Annotated in this window: 18 protein-coding genes; 15 read left to right on the top strand and 3 right to left on the bottom strand. The window is 72.9% G+C overall.

Features of this window, described 5'->3' with window-relative positions; genetic code table 11:
- The first annotated feature begins 51 nt into the window (after window positions 1-51).
- From AB0H75_RS29665 to AB0H75_RS29635, 7 genes are all read left to right on the top strand, one after another.
- Complete coding sequence (locus AB0H75_RS29665) at window positions 52-1,314, top strand: extracellular solute-binding protein (protein ID WP_367801812.1); 1,263 nt, start codon at window positions 52-54, stop codon at window positions 1,312-1,314.
- Window positions 1,315-1,317: 3 nt separating this feature from the next.
- Complete coding sequence (locus AB0H75_RS29660; protein WP_367801810.1) at window positions 1,318-2,283, top strand: carbohydrate ABC transporter permease; 966 nt, start codon at window positions 1,318-1,320, stop codon at window positions 2,281-2,283.
- Window positions 2,280-3,110, top strand: coding sequence for a carbohydrate ABC transporter permease (locus AB0H75_RS29655; protein ID WP_367801808.1), 831 nt, complete (start codon window positions 2,280-2,282; stop codon window positions 3,108-3,110). Before AB0H75_RS29660 ends, AB0H75_RS29655 begins: the two co-directional genes overlap by 4 nt.
- Before the next feature lie 47 nt (window positions 3,111-3,157).
- Window positions 3,158-4,363, top strand: a complete 1,206-nt coding sequence (locus tag AB0H75_RS29650; RefSeq protein ID WP_367801806.1) for a glycoside hydrolase family 1 protein — start codon at window positions 3,158-3,160, stop codon at window positions 4,361-4,363.
- Complete coding sequence (locus AB0H75_RS29645; RefSeq protein ID WP_367801804.1) at window positions 4,360-5,628, top strand: SGNH/GDSL hydrolase family protein; 1,269 nt, start codon at window positions 4,360-4,362, stop codon at window positions 5,626-5,628. Before AB0H75_RS29650 ends, AB0H75_RS29645 begins: the two co-directional genes overlap by 4 nt.
- A complete protein-coding gene (locus AB0H75_RS29640) occupies window positions 5,625-7,166 on the top strand; it encodes a family 20 glycosylhydrolase (RefSeq protein WP_367801802.1) in 1,542 nt (513 codons plus the stop codon). Before AB0H75_RS29645 ends, AB0H75_RS29640 begins: the two co-directional genes overlap by 4 nt.
- An 82-nt stretch (window positions 7,167-7,248) precedes the next feature.
- The gene (locus AB0H75_RS29635; RefSeq protein ID WP_367801800.1) at window positions 7,249-7,539 is read left to right on the top strand and encodes a hypothetical protein; all 291 of its coding nucleotides are present in this window, start codon (window positions 7,249-7,251) and stop codon (window positions 7,537-7,539) included.
- A gap of 26 nt (window positions 7,540-7,565) precedes the next feature.
- On the opposite strand, the gene AB0H75_RS29630 is transcribed toward AB0H75_RS29635, so the two are convergent.
- Window positions 7,566-8,249, bottom strand: a complete 684-nt coding sequence (locus tag AB0H75_RS29630; RefSeq protein WP_367801799.1) for a hypothetical protein — start codon at window positions 8,247-8,249, stop codon at window positions 7,566-7,568.
- Window positions 8,246-8,806 carry an RNA polymerase sigma factor gene (locus AB0H75_RS29625; protein WP_367801797.1) on the bottom strand — a complete coding sequence of 187 codons (561 nt, stop codon included), beginning with the start codon at window positions 8,804-8,806 and terminating at the stop codon, window positions 8,246-8,248. The genes AB0H75_RS29630 and AB0H75_RS29625 overlap by 4 nt, the downstream gene beginning before the upstream one ends.
- A 264-nt stretch (window positions 8,807-9,070) precedes the next feature.
- Here AB0H75_RS29625 and AB0H75_RS29620 point away from each other — a divergent pair, with 264 nt between their 5' ends.
- From AB0H75_RS29620 to AB0H75_RS29595, 6 genes are all read left to right on the top strand, one after another.
- Window positions 9,071-9,622: a hypothetical protein gene (locus AB0H75_RS29620; protein ID WP_367801795.1), complete on the top strand. Its 552-nt coding sequence runs from the start codon at window positions 9,071-9,073 to the stop codon at window positions 9,620-9,622.
- Between the two features lie 271 nt (window positions 9,623-9,893).
- A complete protein-coding gene (locus tag AB0H75_RS29615; protein WP_367801793.1) occupies window positions 9,894-10,868 on the top strand; it encodes a GlxA family transcriptional regulator in 975 nt (324 codons plus the stop codon).
- Between the two features lie 80 nt (window positions 10,869-10,948).
- Window positions 10,949-11,551 (top strand): isochorismatase family protein, encoded by a 603-nt coding sequence (locus tag AB0H75_RS29610; RefSeq protein WP_367801791.1) that lies wholly within the window; start codon window positions 10,949-10,951, stop codon window positions 11,549-11,551.
- A 114-nt stretch (window positions 11,552-11,665) separates the two neighbouring features.
- Complete coding sequence (locus tag AB0H75_RS29605) at window positions 11,666-13,357, top strand: carboxylesterase/lipase family protein (protein WP_367801789.1); 1,692 nt, start codon at window positions 11,666-11,668, stop codon at window positions 13,355-13,357.
- Window positions 13,354-14,727, top strand: a complete 1,374-nt coding sequence (locus AB0H75_RS29600; RefSeq protein WP_367801787.1) for a sensor histidine kinase — start codon at window positions 13,354-13,356, stop codon at window positions 14,725-14,727. The genes AB0H75_RS29605 and AB0H75_RS29600 overlap by 4 nt, the downstream gene beginning before the upstream one ends.
- Window positions 14,724-15,407 (top strand): response regulator, encoded by a 684-nt coding sequence (locus AB0H75_RS29595; protein ID WP_367801786.1) that lies wholly within the window; start codon window positions 14,724-14,726, stop codon window positions 15,405-15,407. Before AB0H75_RS29600 ends, AB0H75_RS29595 begins: the two co-directional genes overlap by 4 nt.
- A gap of 72 nt (window positions 15,408-15,479) precedes the next feature.
- Here AB0H75_RS29595 and AB0H75_RS29590 read toward each other — a convergent pair whose 3' ends face one another.
- Window positions 15,480-15,818, bottom strand: coding sequence for a beta/gamma crystallin domain-containing protein (locus tag AB0H75_RS29590; RefSeq protein WP_367801784.1), 339 nt, complete (start codon window positions 15,816-15,818; stop codon window positions 15,480-15,482).
- Window positions 15,819-16,266: 448 nt separating this feature from the next.
- On the opposite strand from AB0H75_RS29590, the gene AB0H75_RS29585 reads away from it, so the two are divergent.
- Window positions 16,267-16,590: a YciI family protein gene (locus AB0H75_RS29585; RefSeq protein WP_367801782.1), complete on the top strand. Its 324-nt coding sequence runs from the start codon at window positions 16,267-16,269 to the stop codon at window positions 16,588-16,590.
- The gene (locus tag AB0H75_RS29580) at window positions 16,587-17,828 is read left to right on the top strand and encodes an RNA polymerase sigma factor (RefSeq protein ID WP_367801780.1); all 1,242 of its coding nucleotides are present in this window, start codon (window positions 16,587-16,589) and stop codon (window positions 17,826-17,828) included. Before AB0H75_RS29585 ends, AB0H75_RS29580 begins: the two co-directional genes overlap by 4 nt.
- Window positions 17,829-17,843: the final 15 nt, after the last annotated feature.

The following is a 17,843-nucleotide window of genomic DNA, read 5'->3' as shown; positions in this document are numbered from 1 at the left end:
TAAATTCGCACCCTGTCGGGGGCCATCCAGGCAACCAGGAAGGAACTGATCGTGCGTTACAGATCAGCCGTGGCCGCCCTGGCCACGATCCTCGCCGCGGCGACGCTCACAGCCTGCGGCCGCGCAGGCGAGGACACCACGCAACCCCAGCCGTCCTCCACGGTCGCGGCCAAGGCGACCGGCACGATCACGATGTGGGCGATGGGCACCGAGGGCGAGCTGCTGCCCGGCTTCGTGAAGACGTTCGAGGCCGCCAACCCCGGCGTCAAGGTCGAGGTGACGGCCGTGCCCTGGGACTCCGCCTACCAGAAGTTCCAGACCGCCATCGCCGCGGGGAACGTTCCAGACCTGGCCATGATGCCCGGCCTGCCGGTCTTCAAGGACGCCTTCGCGCCCGTCCCCGAGGCCGTCGACACCGCCGGCATGTATCCGGGGGCCGTCTCGACGGGCACGATCGGCGGCCGGCTCCTGGAGGTCCCCTGGTACGTCGACGTCCGCGTGCTCTACTACCGAACGGACCTGGCGAAGAAGGCCGGCTGGGACAAACCCCCGGCCACCTGGGAGGAGCTGCGGCAGCTCGCCCAGGACCTGCGGAAGAAGGCCGGCGCGAAATGGGGCATCCGCCTGCCCGCGGGCACGACCGGGTCGTTCCTGTCCGCGCTGTGGATGCCGTGGTCCAACGGCGCCGAGCTGATGAACGCCGACCGGTCCGCCTGGACGCTCGACACGCCGGAGTTCGCCGCCGCGTACGAGTACCTGGCCTCGTACTTCAAGCAGGGCATCGCCGACCCGAACGCGGACACCGCCCCCGCCGCCGCCGTGAAGGACTTCCTGACCGGCGACACCCCCATGCTCGTCGCCGGCCCGTTCGTGCGCGGCGCCATCACCCAGTCCGCGGGCAAGGCGTTCACCGGCAAGTACACGACCGTGCCGCTGCCCGCGGGCAAGAGCTCGACCTCGTTCGTCGGCGGGTCGAACCTGGTGGTCTTCAAGGCCGCCAAGAACCCGGACTCGGCGTGGAAGCTGGTGCAGTGGCTCAGCGAGGCACGGACCCAGGTGGAGTGGTACAAGCTCAGCGGCGACCTGCCCGCCGTGCAGGCCGCGTGGCAGGACCCGGCGCTGACGGCCGACCCGACGCTCGCCGCGTTCGCCGAGCAGCTCAAGACCGCCAAGGCGCCCCCTCAGATCGTCTCCTTCGACAAGGTCGGCGCGGCGGGCGACGCCGCGATCGAGCAGATCATCAAGGGCGGGACGCCGGTGGCGGACGCGCTGCGCCGGCTCCAGCAGCAGGCAGAGCGCATCGGGGTGTCCTGAGCAGTGCCGAAAGCCACCCTCTCGACCTCGCCCCGGCGGGCACGCGCGTCCTCCGGCGACGTGCCCGCCCGCCGGGCCGCGGGGGCGAACTCCGCCCGCCGGCGCCGGCAGACGCTGGTCGCCTGGCTGTTCGCCGCGCCCTTCGTGCTCATCTTCGCGGCGTTCATGGTCCTGCCGATCGCCGGCTCGATCGGCTTCTCCTTCACCGACCTGACCGCCGGGGACATCCAGACGCCGTTCAACGTGAACGTCGTGGGGTTCCAGCAGTACGCCGACGTGCTCGCCGATCCGGAGTTCCAGCACGCGGCCGGGGTGACGGCGGTGTTCGTGCTCGTCGGCATCCCCGCGACCGTGGCGCTCGCGCTGGCCCTGGCCCTGGCGCTCAACTCCGGGATCCGGCGCTTCCGGCCGATCTACCGGTTGGCCTTCTACGCGCCCGTGGTGACCAGCGTCGTCGCGGTCTCGGTCATCTGGCGCTACATCCTGGCCCGGGACGGGCTGCTGAACATGGCGCTCGCCGCCGTCGGCATCCAGGGACCCGACTGGCTCAACAGCACCACCTGGGCCCTGCCCTCGCTGATCCTGATGGCCGTCTGGCGCAACACCGGGACCCTGATGGTGATCTTCCTGGCCGGGCTGCAGTCCGTCCCGCCCGACGTCATGGAGGCGGCCGCGATGGACGGCGCCGGGCGCTGGCGCCGCCTGCGCAGCGTCACGCTCCCGCTCCTGCGGCCCACGATGCTGCTGGGCGGGGTGCTCATCTCGGTCGGCTACCTGCAGTTCTTCGAGGAGTCCTTCGTGATGACCCAGGGCGGGCCGCTCGACTCCACGCTGTCCATGACCTACTACACGTTCAACACCTTCGGGTTCGGCGACTTCGCCAAGGCGTCCGCCGCGAGCTACCTCATGTTCGTCGTCATCGCCGTGGTCAGCGTCGTGCAGTTCCGCCTGCTGAGGAGGTCCACGTGAGCCCGCTCGGACGCCGGCCGGCCCGGCTTCTCGCCTACGCGGTGCTGACCGCCGGGGCGCTGGCGTGGCTGGCGCCCTTCGCCTGGATGGCGCTGGGCTCGTTCAAGACCCAGGACGAGATCTTCGCCGACCCGCCGACCTGGTGGCCGCACTCTCCGACCAGCGGGAACTTCACCCGCTGGTTCACCGAGCTGCATTTCGGCACCTTCTTCACCAACAGCCTCATCGTCGCGGTGCTCACCGTGCTGGGCAACCTGCTGTTCTGCTCGATGGTCGGCTACGCCCTCGCCAAGATGGACTTCGCCGGGAAGCGGATCCTGCTCGGCGTGGTCCTGGTGACCATCATGGTGCCCGGCGTGGTGACCTTCGTCCCCCTCTTCGTGATCGTCGCGAAGCTGGGGATCCTCAACACCTACGGGGCCCTGGTGCTGCCGTTCCTCACCCAGCCGGTGGGGGTCTTCCTGATGCGCCAGTTCATGCTCGACATCCCGGACTCGCTGCTGGAGGCCGCGCGCATCGACGGCGCGTCGGAGCTGCGCATCTTCACCCGCGTCGTGCTGCCGCTGTGCGGCCCGGCGCTGGCCACGCTCGGCATCCTCACCTTCCTCGGCTCGTGGAACAACTTCCTCTGGCCGCTGGTGGCCGGCCAGTCCGAGTCGATGTACACGCTGCCGGTGGCGCTGTCGCTCTACTCCACCGGCCAGTACGCCACCGACTACGGCACGCTGCTGTCCGGCGCGGTGCTGATCATCACGCCGATCCTCGCGCTCTTCGTGGCCCTGCAGCGCTACTTCGTGCAGGGCATCGCCACGGTGGGCCTCAAATGACGACTTTCCCGACACCGACATCCCCGACATCCATGACAGGAGTGAACATGGCGACCACGCAGCCGGCGGCCTTCCCGGACGGTTTCCTCTGGGGGGCCTCGACCGCGGCGCACCAGGTGGAGGGGAACAACGTCGCGAGCGACTTCTGGCAGGCGGAGAACGACGGCTCCTGGGGCCTCGCCGACCGCTCGGGGGACGCCTGCGACAGCTTCCACCGCTGGCCCGAGGACCTGGACATCGCCCGCGACCTCGGACTCAACGCCTACCGGTTCAGCATCGAGTGGGCGCGGGTGGTGCCGGCCCCCGGCCATCCCTCGCCCGCCATGCTCGCCCACTACCGCCGGATGATCGAAGGATGCGAGGAGCGCGGCCTGACGCCGGTCGTCACGCTGCACCACTTCACCAACCCGGCGTGGCTGACCGCCGAGGGCGGCTGGACCTCCGACGGCGCGATCGCGCACTTCGCCGAGTACGTCCGCGCGGTGCTGCCGATCCTCGACGGCGTGCGGTGGGTCTGCACGATCAACGAGCCCAACATGGTGGCGTTCATGGCCGCCCGCCGCAAGCAGGGGCTCGGGGACGGGTCCCCCTTCCTCAGCCCGCCGGACCCCGGCGTGACCGCCGCCCTGGTACGCGCGCACGCCCAGGCCAGGGAGCTGCTCGCGGCCGTGCCCGGCGTCCGGTCGGGCTGGACGGTGGCCAACCAGAACGTCCAGGACCACGGCGCGGGCCCCGACCGCACCGCCGAGGTCTCCTACCTGATCGACGACCAGTACCTGGACGTGGCCAAGGGGGACGACTTCGTCGGGGTGCAGGCGTACAGTCGGCTCCGCGTGGGGGAGAGCGGCATCGTCCTGCCCGGCCCGGACGACCGGCGCACGATGACGGGCTGGGAGTACTACCCCGCCGCGCTGGAGGACGCGATCCGCCACACCGCCGCGCGGCTCGGCGCGTCGACGCCGCTGCTGGTGACCGAGAACGGCATCGCGACCAGCGACGACGACGAGCGGATCGCCTACACCGGCGAGGCCGTGACGGGCCTGGCCCGCGCCCTGGCCGACGGCATCGACGTGCGCGGCTACCTGCACTGGTCGCTCCTGGACAACTACGAGTGGGGGTCGTGGGAGCCCACCTTCGGCCTCGTCGCGGTGGACCGGACGACCTTCCGGCGCACGGTCAAGCCCAGCGCGCGCTGGTTCGGGCAACTCGTCCGCGACCCCGCGGCGACGCTCGGCGGGCCGGCGGCGTCGTGAGCACGGTCCTCGACGGCCCGGACCTGGCACCGCTCGTCGAGGGCGCGGCCGCCCTCGACCCGGGGGAGCACGGCGGGCTGCGCCCGCGTCGGCTGCCGGAGTGGGCGCGCGCCCAGCACGACGACCCCTGGTTCACCCTCATGGAGCAGGCGCCCGCCGGGGTGTCGCTGCGGCTCGTCACGGGCGCCTCCCTCCTGCGGCTGCGCCTGCACACCCGCTCGCTCCGGCCGGCCGGCGCCGGGCCCGCCAGGCCGCACACGCTCGCCCTGGTCGTGGACGGCGCGGTGGCGGCGCACGTCCCGCTCCCGGAGGGCGACGTCATCGTGGTGGGCCCCGGCCACCGCGTCGTCGGCCACGAGCGCCGCGATCCGTCCGTGGTGACGGTGGCGCTTCCTCCTGGCACTTCCGGTACTTCCGGCATTCCCGGCACCGCCAAGCTCGTCGAGCTGCTGCTGCCGCACGACTGCGCGGTCGAGCTGGTCAGCCTGGCGGCCGACGCCCCCGTGGCGCCCGCGCCGGACGGCGGCGCCCCGCGCTGGATCCACTACGGCAGCTCCATCAGCCACGGGCTGGAGGCGTCCTCCCCGGACCGCACCTGGCCGGCGCGGGTGGCGCTGGAGACCGGACGGCGCCTGTGGAACCTGTCGTTCGGCGGCAACGCGCAGCTGGACCCGTTCGTCGCCCGCATGATCAGGGACCTTCCCGCGGACCTGATCACCCTCAAGGTGGGCATCAACCTGGTCAACGCCGACTCGATGCGGGCCAGGGCGATGCTGCCCGCCCTGCACGGCTTCCTCGACCTCGTCCGCGACGGCCATCCGGACACGCCGGTCATCCTCATCACCGCGATCGCCTGCCCCGCGCACGAGCACGCGCCGGGGCCGACGGTCGAGCGCGGCGGGTCGGCCGCGGGTGCCCTCCGGGACGTGGAGAACGACGACGGCGCCCTCACGCTGGCCGCGACCCGCCGGATCATCGAGCGGGCGCACGCCGTCCGCGCCCCCGCCGACCCCAACCTCCACCTGCTGGACGGCCGGACGCTGCTGGGGGAGGACGACGCAGGCCTGCTCGGCGACGGTCTGCACCCGACGGAAGAGGGCCTGGCACTCATCGCGCGCCGCTTCCGGACCGCACTGGCCGGCCTGCCGGGCGCGGCGGGCAGGGCGGGCACGACCGGTCCGGCGGGCGCGGCGGACCGGCCGCGCCTCCCGGACCTGCGGGCGGACCGGCCACACCTGCCGGGCCTGCGGGCGGGGCGGCCATGAGGCCCCCGCTGGTGCCGTGGCCGCACACGGCCCGGCTCGGCCCCGCGACGACGCCCCTGGACCCCGGCCACGTCGAGATCCGGGCACAGGACCCGCTGCACGAGGCAGGCACCTGGCTCGCGGGCGAGCTCACCCGCCTCGCCGCAGCCCCGCCGGACGGCGGACCTGCGGCCGCCCCGCCGCTGCGGGTCACCTTGCGGATCGGGGAGGCGCCCCCGGAGGTGCCGCCGGCGGACGGGATCGCGCCGGACCGGGACGCGCCCGACGAGCGGCACACCGTCACGATCGCGCCCGGCGAGGTGACGGTCACCGGGCCGTCCCCCCAGGCGGTGCTGCGCGGAGCCGCGACGCTCGTACAACTGGCCGAGGGCACGGCCGGGCGCCTGCCCCTGGGCCGGATCGCCGACGGCCCCGCCCTGGCGTGGCGGGGCCTGATGCTCGACGTCGTCCGGCACCCCTTCCGGGTGGCCGAGATCCGCCACGTCGTCGACCTGTTGACCCGCTACAAGCTCAACGTGCTGCACCTGCACCTCACCGACGCCGAGGGCTGGCGGCTGCAGTCGGCGGCCCGGCCGGGCCTGGACGCCACCTCGCCCGGCGAGCTGATCACCCGCCGCGCCCTGGACGAGCTGGCGGACTTCGCCGCGACCCGCGGCGTGACGATCGTCCCCGAGATCGACCTGCCCGGGCACTCGCTGGCCGCGACCCGCGCCTACCCCGGGCTCACCGGTGGCGGCCCCGCCGCCCGGCTCGGCTACGTGGACCCGGCCGCGCCGGAGGCCGGGGCGTTCATCCAGGAGACGGTCATCGAGTTCGCGCGGGCGTCGCGTGCCCGGTTCGTCCACGTCGGCGGTGACGAGCCGTTCGGCATGCCGTTCGAGGCGTACACCCGGGCCGTCGGCGCCGCCGTACGCGCGGCGCACGACGCCGGAAGGCGGGTCGTCGCCTGGCAGGAGGCGGTGCGCGCCGGCGCGCTGCGGCAGGGCGACCTCGTGCAGCTGTGGATCGGCGCGGAGACGAGCATCGACGCCGACGCCAAGAAGGCCGCGCTGCCGGAGGCCGCCCACCCGCTGGTCGACCAGATGGTGGCGCTGTTCGCCCTGGCGCCCGCCGACGGCCCGGCCGCCGCGGCGGCCGGGCTGCCGGTGCTGCTGTCCTCCAGCGACGTGCTGTACCTCGACCGCCCGTACGCGCAGCCGGCCGCCGGGGCGGAAGGGGAGGCCCGCAGGGCCAGGCTCGGATTCCGCGACTACCCGGCCAAGACGCTGCGCGAGATGTTCGACTGGACGCCGCGGTCGCTGGTGTCCGGGCTCGACGTGCGCATCGCCGGGGTGGAGGCCGCGATCTGGGCGGAGACCATCACCTCCTTCGACGATCTGGCGTTCCTGCTGCTGCCCCGCCTCCCGGGGGCGGCGGAACGGGCGTGGACGCGGGAGCGGACGAGCTGGGAGGACCACCGGGACCGGCTGGAGGCCCACTACACGACGTGGCGGGCGACCGGCTGGGGCGCGGCCTTCCGGCCCGCGACGGCGGGGTGACGCGCGCCGGATGTGAGAAACGCACACGATCCGGTGACAAGCGCCTCTGGGCGGGCCCGGACCGCGGCTCTACGGTCGAGCCATGTCCTTCAAACGCTTCGCCGCCACCTCCTGCGGCGTGCTGCTGGCGGCCTGCACCCTGGCGACGCCGGCGCACGCCCAGGACTACGACTGGGTGTGCCTGCTGGGCGCGCAGACCTTCCCGCCCGTCGGGATGAACTACGACTTGCAGGCCTATGGATGTAACGGCTCGGGCAGCACGAACGTGACGATCTTCGCGGGGATGGCGCACCACTACTGCCACACCGCGCAGATCACCAACACGGCCACGCGGAGACTGTGGGCGACGGACTGCGTCCAGATCCAGTCCTGACGGCCCCGGACGCGGGCACGCGCGGCTCAGCTTCCCGGCGGCGGGTACGCCTCGGGGTTCGTGGCCGGGTCCGGCATCACGCTCCAGCTCGGGTCGGGGACCACCGTGCAGGGCTTGACCGGACCGGTGACGAGGTAACCGGCGAACGACCACACCACTCCTGGCTTCTCCGGCCCCGAGGTCCGGTCGGTGTTCTCGGTGAACTCCATGACGGCCGTCTCCCCTTCCCTGATGTGCCGGGGATCGATACGGACCCGGCCGCCGCCGGCCGGCTTGACGGCCTTGCCGTCCCGCGCCTTCTCGATCGCCTCCCGTACCCTCTTCCGCACCGCGGGGTCCTTGCTCCGGATCTCCTGCTCGGAGAACGACGGGCCGGAGTCGCTCCGGCCCCGGCGAGGGGCGCACCGCGTGCCGGGCCTGAGGTAGGAGACGTCGGCGGTCACGCCGAGCTCGCGCAGGTCCTGCTCCACCTTGCCGGGATCCCTGAACTCCTTGATCTCCAGGGTGATCGTGCCGTCACCGTTCTCGGTGACGGCGTAGGCCGGGCTCCCCCCGCCGGTCAGCACCGGCACCGCGACGGCCGCGGCCACCGCGACCCCGGTGGCCGCCGCCGCGGTCATCAGGTGCCGCCGGACACGTCGTCGCCGGGCGTCGTTCCTGGCCACGATCTCGGTCCTGATCTCCATCAGCACATGCTCCTTGAAACTCATCTCGTTCCTCCTATGACGAAGGGGGCGATCCCCGGCACGTTCCGCAGGGTGCGGCGGGCGCGGTGCAGCCTGGCCCTGGCGGCGCCCTGGCGGATGCCCAGGGCCTCGGCGGCCTCGGCGATCGTGAGCTGGTCGATGACGACCAGTTCGAGCATCGCCCGGTCACCGTCCGGCAGGCCGCTCATGGCCTGGAAGGCCCGCCTGGCCGTGGCCTCCGCGTCGATCCGCTCTTCGAGCTCGGCGAGGTCGTCGGCGTCCAGCGGCCTCCTGCCGCCCACGCGGCCGGCCAGCCGCGTCTCCTTGAACGCCCGCCGCCGCTCGGCCGAGAGGGTGTTGCGGGCCACGCCGTACAGCCAGGCGATCTCGCTGCCGCGTCCGGGCCGGTAGGTGTGAGCCGAGTCGAGCACCGCGACGAAGACCTCCGCCACCAGGTCGGCGACCGTGTGCGGATCCTCGACCCGGCGGGCGAGGAACGAGCTGATCCCGTCGACGTGACGCCGGTAGAACGCCTCGAAGGCGTCCGGGTCCGTCGCGATGTCCGGCAGTCTGAGACGCACCGGCAATGCTCCCTTCGTCGATGACACCCCTTCTTGGTCGGTACCGGCGAAAGCGTTATGAAGCCCGGCACCCGACCTGCACGCCGCCATGCGTAACCAATATGGAACATTCCGTTATATTTGCTGGCTACAGGGTCATACTTCTACTCTCTGTGGCGAACTGGGCGCGGTAGGTAATGTGGGCTCCCCCGAGGGCAGGAGCCGGGAACAGGAACCGGTGCCGAGGGTCCTCAATCGCCCCCGGGGATGATCCCAGGGAGCACCATGTCCCGCTGCAAGATCCTCACGATCGCCACGATCCTGGCCGTCGCAGGTGTGCTCACCGGCGCCGCCACCCCCGCCTCCGCCGACCCCCTGGCGCTGGTCGCCTGCCCCGGCTACGTCGAGCAGACCATCGATCCCGGCCTGACGGTGCTGCCGGCCACCAACACGGTGAAGGTGTCCGGCACCTTCGGCCCCTGCGTGAACCAGATCATCGATCCGGACCACGCCTTCGCCGAGTACAGCGCCACCGCGACAGGGCTGATCAGCTGCACCGTCAACGCGCCGATCACCAACGCCACCGGCACCGTGAAGTGGGAGAACGCGGCCGGCCAGCACACCGGCACCTCGTCCTTCAGCGGCGGCATCACCATCAGCCAGCGGCCGGTCGGCGAGACCGTCGGCATCGTGCTCGCCACCATCACCTCCGGTGACTTCGCGGGCAGCACCCTCCAGCTGACCAGCGCCCGCCTGACCGTCGATCCCGTCGTGTGCCTCACCAGCGGCGTGCGGCGGGTCGCCGGTCCGGGCTCGCTGGAAGTCCTGCCCCTCTGAGTCACGACAGGTGCGGCCCGGCTCCCGGCCCTGCGCCCCACCCCGGCTGGGACGGCAAGGTCCTGGCCGGAGAGGTGGAGCTGCGAACCCCGCTGATCCACCACCCCCGGACGGGGACATGGGGCGGCTGGGCACCCGGGCCGCCATCTCGGTCACCCGCGCCGAGGAGGCCGAACGCCTGCTGCCGTTCCTGGGAGCGCCGCCGGGCGCCGTCCGGATGTGACAGAACCTCGTCATGGCGGACGCCGCTGCGATTCGCGACAATAGAGACATGCCCGCTCCGCACCGTGTTGTCATCGCCGTGTTCCCCGACGTCGATCTCCTCGACGTCACGGGGCCCGCGGAGGTGTTCGCGGTGGCGAACCGGGAGATGCCCGGCCGGACGCCTTACGAGGTGCTGCTGGCCGGCCGGGACGGCGGCCAGGTGCGGACCAGCGCCGGGGTCCGCCTCGCCACCGACCTGACCTTCGACGAGGTCGGCGAGCGGGTGGACACCCTGGTGGTGCCCGGCGCGGTGGACCGCGACGGCGCGCCGGTGATCGACCCGGCCCTGGTCGAGTGGATCGGGACGACCTCCAGGCACGCCCGGCGGGTCGCCTCCGTGTGCGTGGGAGCGCACCTGCTGGCCGCGGCCGGGCTGCTGTCGGGACGTACCGCGACCACGCACTGGGCCACCGCCGACCGGCTGGCCGCCGACCATCCCGACGTGATCGTGGATCCGGATCCGATCTACGTCCGGTCCGGGAAGGTGTGGACGGGCGCCGGCATCAGCGCGTGCATGGACCTCGCGCTCGCCCTGGTCGCCGAGGACCACGGCGAGCGGCCGGCCCTGGCGGTCGCCCGGCAGCTGGTGATGTACCTCAAGCGGCAGGGCGGGCAGAGCCAGTTCAGCGTCCCGCTGTGGCAGGCTCCCGCCGAGCGCCGCGACATCGACGAGCTGCGGGCGTGGATCACCGCCAACCTGACCGCCGACCTGTCGGCCGCGGCGCTCGCCGCGCGGATGCGCCTCAGCGAGCGGCACTTCTCGCGGGTGTTCCGCAAGGAGACCGGCTCGACCGTGGCCGCCTACGTCGAGGCGGCGCGGGTGGAGGCGGCCCGGCGGCTGCTGGAGGGCGGCGACGAGCCGCTGGAGCGGGTGGCCGCCGCGTCCGGGCTGGGCTCGGTGGAGACCCTGCACCGCGCGTTCAGGCGCCGGCTCGGCACCACCCCGGCCGCCTACCGGCGACGGTTCCGCACCGCCGCCTGATCCTGTTCCCCCCTCGGGCCCGGCGGCGATCCGCCATGCCCGGAAGCAACCATGTCCAAGAAGTGAAGAGGAGAGCTGTGATGACCGTTTCGACTACCCTGCGTGACGTGATCGGCCTGGACGGCGACCTGCCGCGGCTGTCGGAGGCCACCCTGATCCTGATCGACTTCCAGAACACCTACCGCACCGGCGTCATGGCCCTCCCGGACGCCGACACCGCCCTGGACGCCGCCGCCCGCCTCCTGGAGCGTGCCCGGGCCGCCGGCGCCCGCGTCGTGCACGTGGTGAACGACGGCGGAGAGGGCAGCCCGTACGACATCCGCGTCGAGATCGGGCAGATCGACAAGCGCGTCGCGCCCGTGGACGGCGAGCCGGTCGTGGTGAAGGGCTTCCCGAACTCCTTCCACGAGACCGAGCTGCTGGAGGTGCTGCGCCGGTCGGCGGCCGGGCCGGAGCTGGTGCTGGCGGGGTTCATGACGCACATGTGCGTCCAGTTCACGGCCCAGGGGGCGTTCAACCGCGGCTACCGGCCCACGGTGGTGGCGGAGGCGTGCGCGACCCGGCCGCTGGCGGGACCTGACGGCACGCCGATCCCGGCCCAGGCCCTGCACGCCGCCGCCCTGACCACGATCGGCGACCTGTTCGGCCGCATCGCCCCCAAGGTCACCGACCTACCCGCCTGAGCCGGACCCGTCCCGGCCGAGGACGACCCCGCCCGGCCACTGTCAACCTTCGGTCGGCCGGACGCAACCCGCGGCCGTACCGGGGGGCGGGCGGTTCTTCCTAGCGTGCTGGTCATGGATGTATCACGAGGTGGAGTCGTCCTGGCAGTGCTCGCGCTCCTGCTCGGGCAGGGGTGTGACGCGGGCCGGGCCGCGGGGGACGGCCGGGGGGCTCCCGGTGGGGCCACGGCGCCCGGCACTTCGAGCAGCGCCCCGGGCAGTGCCCCCAGCAGTGCCCCCAGCAGTGCCCCGGGCGGTGGTCGGGGCGGGCCTGTGGTGAGGCTTGATGGGGGGCGAGTTCGGGGTGTTGAAGATGGAAATGTCGTGAGATTTCGGGGCGTTCGGTATGCCCAGCCGCCGGTCGGTGCGCTGCGCTGGCGGCCGCCCAGGCCCGTCGCCGCCTGGCCGGGCGTCCTGCCCGCGACGGCGTCCGGCCCGGCGTGCCCGCAGGCGAGCGACAACCCGAAGGAGAGCAGCGAGGCCGAGGACTGCCTCACGCTCGACGTGACCGTGCCCAAGGAGGCGGGCCGCGAGCCGCGGCCCGTGATGGCGTGGCTGCACGGCGGCGGGTTCAACGCCGGCCGGGGCGCCGACCACGACCCGCGCCGCCTGGCCGTCCAGGGTGACGTCGTGGTGGTCACCGTGGAGTTCCGGCTCGGCGTGTTCGGCTACCTGGCCATGCCCGGGATGCCCGGCGGGGGCACGTTCGGGTTGCAGGACCAGCAGGCGGCACTGCGCTGGGTGCGGCGGAACGCGGCGGCCTTCGGGGGCGACGCCGGGAACGTGACGTTGTTCGGCGAGTCGGGCGGCGGCGTGGCGACCTGCGGCCACCTCACCTCGCCCGCCAGCCGCGGCCTGTTCCACAAGGCGATCATGCAGAGCGGCGCGTGCGACACGGTCCTGCTGCCGAACACGGTCGCCCCGGGCACGCCGAGGCTGCCGTTCTGGCGGCCGCTGGAGGAGACCTACGCCGCCACCCGGGCGGCCGCCCGGCAGGTAGGCTGCCGTGAGGACGCCGGGGCGCTGGAGTGCCTGCGCGCCAAGCCGGTCCGCGAGCTGCTGACCCTGACCGGTTACTTCGCCGCCGCCTCCTACGGCGGCCCCACCCTGCCCGTCGCTCCGGGCCAGGCGCTGCGCGACGGGGACGTCGCCCGGGTGCCGGTGCTGTCGGGCCGTACCGCGAAGGAGGCCCTGATGATGGCCGGGGTGATGAGCCTGCTCGGCGCGCCGATCACCGACGCCCGCCTGCCCGGCCTGCTCCGCCAGGGCTTCGGCGACCGGGCGGAGGAGGTCGCCCGCCGCTACCCCCGCGACCGGTACGGCACCGCGCACGAGGCGTGGGCGGCACCGTACACGGACGCGATCTTCTCCTGCCCGCACGCCGCCGCCCAGGACGCCCTCGCGAGGCGCACCAGGGTGTACGCGTACGTCTTCGGCGACGACACCGCGCCGCCGTTCGTCCCCACCGTGCCCGGGTTCCCCGCCGGGGCGGGGCACGCCTCGGAGCTGGCGTACCTGTTCGACGTCAAGGACAAGCCGATCGACCTGGACGGCCGGCCCGTCCCGCTCACGGCGGCCCAGCGTGCGGTGGCCCGCGAGATGGTGACCGCCTGGACCACGTTCGCGCGCACCGGCACGCCGGCTTCGGGCGGCACGGCCTGGCCGCGCTGGCGGGGCGGCGAGCCGGTGGCTCGGCTGATCACCGAGCGGCCGGGCGGCACCGCCACCACGCCCGCGCCCCGATGTGACCTGTTCGGCCGACCATGACCGACCCGTCCCAGGCGAACGAGGCCAGGAGGACGCAGACCCTCCTGGTTCTCGCCATGGTCGCGTTCGTGCTGCTCGACCTGGCCCTCTACCGGAACGTGCAGCGCACCAGCGGCGCTCTCGGCCCGGCCGCCGGCCTGGTGCTGAGCCTGGTCGCGGACGCCTGCCTGCCCTTCGCCGGCCGCTTCCCCCGGGCGGTGGCGCTGGTGGCGTGCGCGGTGACGGCGGTGGCCGCGGTGGGGGACACCCTGGCCCCGGGGACGTTCACCCCGTACGAGCAGGCCACGCCGGTGACCGCGCCGCCGAGCACGCCGGTGATCGTGTGGTTCGCGGTCCACCGGCTGCCGAGGCGCGAGGCGCTGGCGTACGTGGCGGTGCTGGCCCTGTCCGCGATCCGGCCGTGGACGCCGGGCTGGGAGGCGGTCTACGCCGGTCTCACCACGACGGTCCTGCCCGCCGCGCTCGGCCTGTACGCCCGCGCCCGCCGCGAGCTGGTGAGCTCGTTGCGGGACCGGGCGGAGAGCGCCGAACGGGAGCGCCGGCTGCTGGCCGAGCGGGCGGAGAGCGCCGAGCGGGAGCAGCGGTTGCTGGCCGAGCGGGCCAGGGCGGCCGAGCGGCAGCGGCTGGCGGGGGAGATGCACGACATCGTCACCCATCACGTCACGGAGATCGTCCTGGCCGCCGGCGCGCTGAAGGTCTCCACCGCCGACGGCGCCGTCCGGTCCGCCGCCGAGCACATCCGCGAGGCGGGCGCCCGTACGCTCGCGGAGCTGCGCGACCTGATCGGCATCCTGCGCCGCGGCCACGACGACCCCCCGGAGTCCCCGGAGTCCCCGGGATCCCGCGAGCCCGCCCCTGTCATGCTGCTGCCCGCCGACCTCGACGCCCTGGTGGACGGGGCCGTCGCGTCGGGCAACCCGACCACCCTGCGCGTGACCGGCCGGCCGGCGGCGGTGACCCCGGCGATCGCGCGGGCCGCGTACCGGGTGTTGCAGGAAGCGCTCACCAACGCGCGCAAGCACGCGCCCGGCGCGCGGGTGGAGGTCGAGCTCGCTCACGGCCCCCGCGCCCTGACCGTCTCCGTCGGCAACGCGGCGCCCGAGGCCGCCTCCGGGCCGGCGGCGAGCGGGCCGGGCCTGGGCCTCGACCTGGCGGCGAGCGGGTCGGGCCTGGGCCTCGACGGGCTGCGGCGCCGCGTCACCCTGCTGGGCGGCACCTTCACCGCCGCCCCCGCCCCGGACGGGGGTTTCCGCGTCGTCGCCACCCTCCCCGCCGCCGTTCCCGCCACTGTCCCCGTACGGGCCGGGCAGGACGCCGCCGTTGGGCAGGATGTCCCTGACGGGCAGCGGCGTGGACGGGAGACGGCATGATCAAGGTGCTCGTGGCCGACGACGATCCCATGGTCCGCCGCCACCTCAAGGCGATCCTCGCCTCCGCGGGCGAGATCGAGGTGGTCGCCGAGGCCGAGGACGGGGCGGAGGCGGTGGAGGCGGTGGTGCGCACGGCCCCCGACGTCGTGCTGATGGACATCAGGATGCCGGGCGTGGACGGCATCACGGCGACCGCCGAGATCGCCGCGTCGAGCACCGCACCGGCGATCGTCGCGCTGACCACGTTCGACTCCGACGTCCACGTCCTCAGAGCGCTGGAGGCGGGAGCGAGCGGCTTCCTGGTGAAGTCCACGCCGCCGGAGGACCTGCTCGACCTGGTCAAGGTCGCGGCCCAGGGGCACACCGTGCTGTCACCTTCGGCGGCCCGCCACCTCGTCGCCCGCTCGGCGAGCACGGACGACGCCCGCCGGGCCGCCCGAGCCAGGATCGACGCGCTGAGCGAGCGCGAGCGCGACGTGCTCGGCTGCCTCGGCGAGGGGCTGACCAACGGCGAGATCGCGGCCCGCCTGTTCCTGTCGGAGACCACGGTCAAGAGCTACGTCTCGCGCCTGCTGGACAAGCTCGGCCTGGCCAACCGGACCCAGGCGGGCCTCCTCGCCCACCAGGCCGGCCCCGAACCACCGGCGGGGAAGGGCACCGGCGACATCGTGCCGCGCTGACGTTCATCAGGTGTGTGCCGGAATGAGACACACACCTGATAAACGGTATTCAAGGGCTTACGCCCTTATTGTTCAGTGAATCTGGATGTCCTCGACGGTGATACGAGGGTTGATGTTCGTCCAGTTCTGGTTCTTGTTGAGCTGCGTCTGCGCAATTCCGCCCGTGCCGTACCTGTACCAGATGGTGATGTTGTTGTTGTTGGCCCTGATTTCGTAGACGTTGGTGATCCAGACGTCCGCGCGGCCGGCATTGGCGAAGCAGTGGCGCTTCTCGTTGAAGATTTCCGTGTAGCCGGCGCCGTCCCTGCAGGTGACGTTGTCGATGGCCTGGGCCGGGGTGGCGGTGAGGCCCATGAACCCGAAAGCCGCCGCGGCCGCGGTGGAGGCGAGGATCGCCGAGCGCTTCAACATGCGAGCTCCATTCGATGGAATCGTGGCACGCATGACCGGCATCCAGCCTGGGGCTGCCGGACGCGATCAGGCGCGCCGCTGACTCCTCAAGACTGTGCGAGTTTACGTGGAGTTGACAGTTCTTTTACTGCCAACTGTCATGGCATTTCTGCCACGGTTCGTGTTGCGGTTCCCGGAGGCGGGACCGATCCTCATCAAAAGCAAAAGAGCCCGGATTTCGCCCGTGCCGTTCGGTGTCCGCCCCCGAGAAGAAATCCGGTGGCGGTGTCGGATCGGGGCGGTCGCGTTCGTAGCAGAAGTGAGGCCGCTCGCGAGGGGTGGCACCGAGGAGGGACGGAGGTCGCGACGATCCAGGTCAACGGTCCGGCCGGGTGCCCACGACATGCGCCCGCCGGAACACCTGCCCGATCGACCACAGCGTCTTGACACCACAGGAGATGATCTCCACATGCGGTACCTGATTTCCGTGATCCACGACCAGGCCGGCCTCGCCACCCCGGACGAGCACGCCGCGATCGACGCGTTCAACGACCGGCTCCGGACGGAGGGCCACTGGGTCTTCGCCGGCGGCCTCGCCTCGCCCGACACCGCCACCGTCATCGACAACCGGGGCGGGGAGGCGCTGATCACCGACGGGCACTTCCTGGAGTCCAAGGAGTACCTCACCGGCTTCTGGATCATCGAGGCCCCCGACCTCGACGTGGCGCTCAAGCTGGCCGCCGAGGGGTCGAGGGCCTGTGACCGGAGGATCGAGGTGCGTCCGTTCCAATGAACAGGATCGACGTCGACGAGGCGGTCACCCGGGCGCACCGCGAGGAGTGGGCGCGGGTGGTGGCCGCACTGACCAGGCGCTTCGGCGATCTGGACATCGCGGAGGAGGCGGCGGCCGAGGCGTTCGCGACCGCCGTGGAGCGGTGGCCGGCCGACGGCGTGCCCCCCAACCCGGGCGCGTGGCTGACCACCACCGCCAACCGCAAGGCCATCGACCGGATCCGGCGCGAGAACAAACGCGACGGCAAGCACCAAGAGGCGCAGATGCTGCACGACGACACCCCACCCGAGCAGCTGGGCGTCATCGACGACGACCGGCTCCGGCTGATCTTCACCTGCTGTCATCCGGCACTGGCGATGGAAGCGCGCGTGGCGCTGACGCTGCGCATGGCCGGCGGCCTGACCGTGCCCGAGATCGCCCGCGCCTTCCTGGTGCGGGGGACCACCATGGAGCAGCGCATCACCCGCGCGAAGGCCAAGATCAAGGCGGCTCGCATCCCCTACCGGATGCCGTCCGCCGACGATCTGCCGGCACGCGTCTCCGGCGTCCTGGCCGTGCTGTTCCTCGTCTTCAACGAGGGCTACCTGGCCAGCGGCCCCGGCACCGATCCGGTACGGCACGACCTGACCAGCGAGGCGATCCGGCTCACCCGCCTGATCCGCGCGCTCCTGCCGCAGGACGGAGAGGTGGCCGGTCTGCTGGCGCTGATGCTGCTCACCGAGGCCCGCCGCCCCGCCAGGCTCTCGGCCGGCGGCGAGCTGGTCCCCCTGCCCGAGCAGGACCGCGGCGCCTGGGACGCGGAGCTGATCGCCGAAGGCCATCGGCTGGTACGCGAGCGCCTGGCCGCGGCCGCCGCCGGGGTGGCTCCGGGCCGCTACCAGATCCTGGCGGCGATCAACGCGGTGCACACCTCCGCCCGCGACGTCCGCGACACCGACTGGTCCCAGATCCTCGCCCTCTACGACCAGCTCGCCCGCCTCGACCCCTCGCCGATCGTCGCGCTCAACCGGGCCGTCGCCGTGGCCGAGCTCGACGGGCCCCAGGTGGCGCTGGCCATCGTCGACCGCCTCGCCGAGCCGCTGGCCGCCTACCACGCCTACCACGCCACCCGCGCCGACCTGCTACGCCGGCTGGGCCACGGCCGGCAGGCACGCGCGGCCTACGACCGCGCCATCGAGCTGGCCGGCAACACCGGCGAGACCGCCTTCCTCACCCGCCGCCGCGACCAACTGAAGTAGAACCGCACCCGGCAC

The organism is Nonomuraea sp. NPDC050783 (assembly GCF_040802095.1).
Lineage (GTDB): Bacteria > Actinomycetota > Actinomycetes > Streptosporangiales > Streptosporangiaceae > Nonomuraea.
This window is presented reverse-complemented; position numbering and strand designations above follow the sequence as displayed.

What these genes read in the sequence shown, in the direction of transcription:
- AB0H75_RS29650 (WP_367801806.1), top strand. Translation starts at nt 3,158, where the DNA reads ATGGCGACCACGCAGCCGGCGGCCTTCCCGGACGGTTTCCTCTGGGGG.
- AB0H75_RS29640 (WP_367801802.1), top strand. Translation starts at nt 5,625, where the DNA reads ATGAGGCCCCCGCTGGTGCCGTGGCCGCACACGGCCCGGCTCGGCCCC.
- AB0H75_RS29635 (WP_367801800.1), top strand. Translation starts at nt 7,249, where the DNA reads ATGTCCTTCAAACGCTTCGCCGCCACCTCCTGCGGCGTGCTGCTGGCG.
- AB0H75_RS29630 (WP_367801799.1), bottom strand. Translation starts at nt 8,249, where the DNA reads ATGAGTTTCAAGGAGCATGTGCTGATGGAGATCAGGACCGAGATCGTG.
- AB0H75_RS29620 (WP_367801795.1), top strand. Translation starts at nt 9,071, where the DNA reads ATGTCCCGCTGCAAGATCCTCACGATCGCCACGATCCTGGCCGTCGCA.
- AB0H75_RS29615 (WP_367801793.1), top strand. Translation starts at nt 9,894, where the DNA reads ATGCCCGCTCCGCACCGTGTTGTCATCGCCGTGTTCCCCGACGTCGAT.
- AB0H75_RS29610 (WP_367801791.1), top strand. Translation starts at nt 10,949, where the DNA reads ATGACCGTTTCGACTACCCTGCGTGACGTGATCGGCCTGGACGGCGAC.
- AB0H75_RS29605 (WP_367801789.1), top strand. Translation starts at nt 11,666, where the DNA reads ATGGATGTATCACGAGGTGGAGTCGTCCTGGCAGTGCTCGCGCTCCTG.
- AB0H75_RS29600 (WP_367801787.1), top strand. Translation starts at nt 13,354, where the DNA reads ATGACCGACCCGTCCCAGGCGAACGAGGCCAGGAGGACGCAGACCCTC.
- AB0H75_RS29595 (WP_367801786.1), top strand. Translation starts at nt 14,724, where the DNA reads ATGATCAAGGTGCTCGTGGCCGACGACGATCCCATGGTCCGCCGCCAC.
- AB0H75_RS29590 (WP_367801784.1), bottom strand. Translation starts at nt 15,818, where the DNA reads ATGTTGAAGCGCTCGGCGATCCTCGCCTCCACCGCGGCCGCGGCGGCT.
- AB0H75_RS29585 (WP_367801782.1), top strand. Translation starts at nt 16,267, where the DNA reads ATGCGGTACCTGATTTCCGTGATCCACGACCAGGCCGGCCTCGCCACC.
- AB0H75_RS29580 (WP_367801780.1), top strand. Translation starts at nt 16,587, where the DNA reads ATGAACAGGATCGACGTCGACGAGGCGGTCACCCGGGCGCACCGCGAG.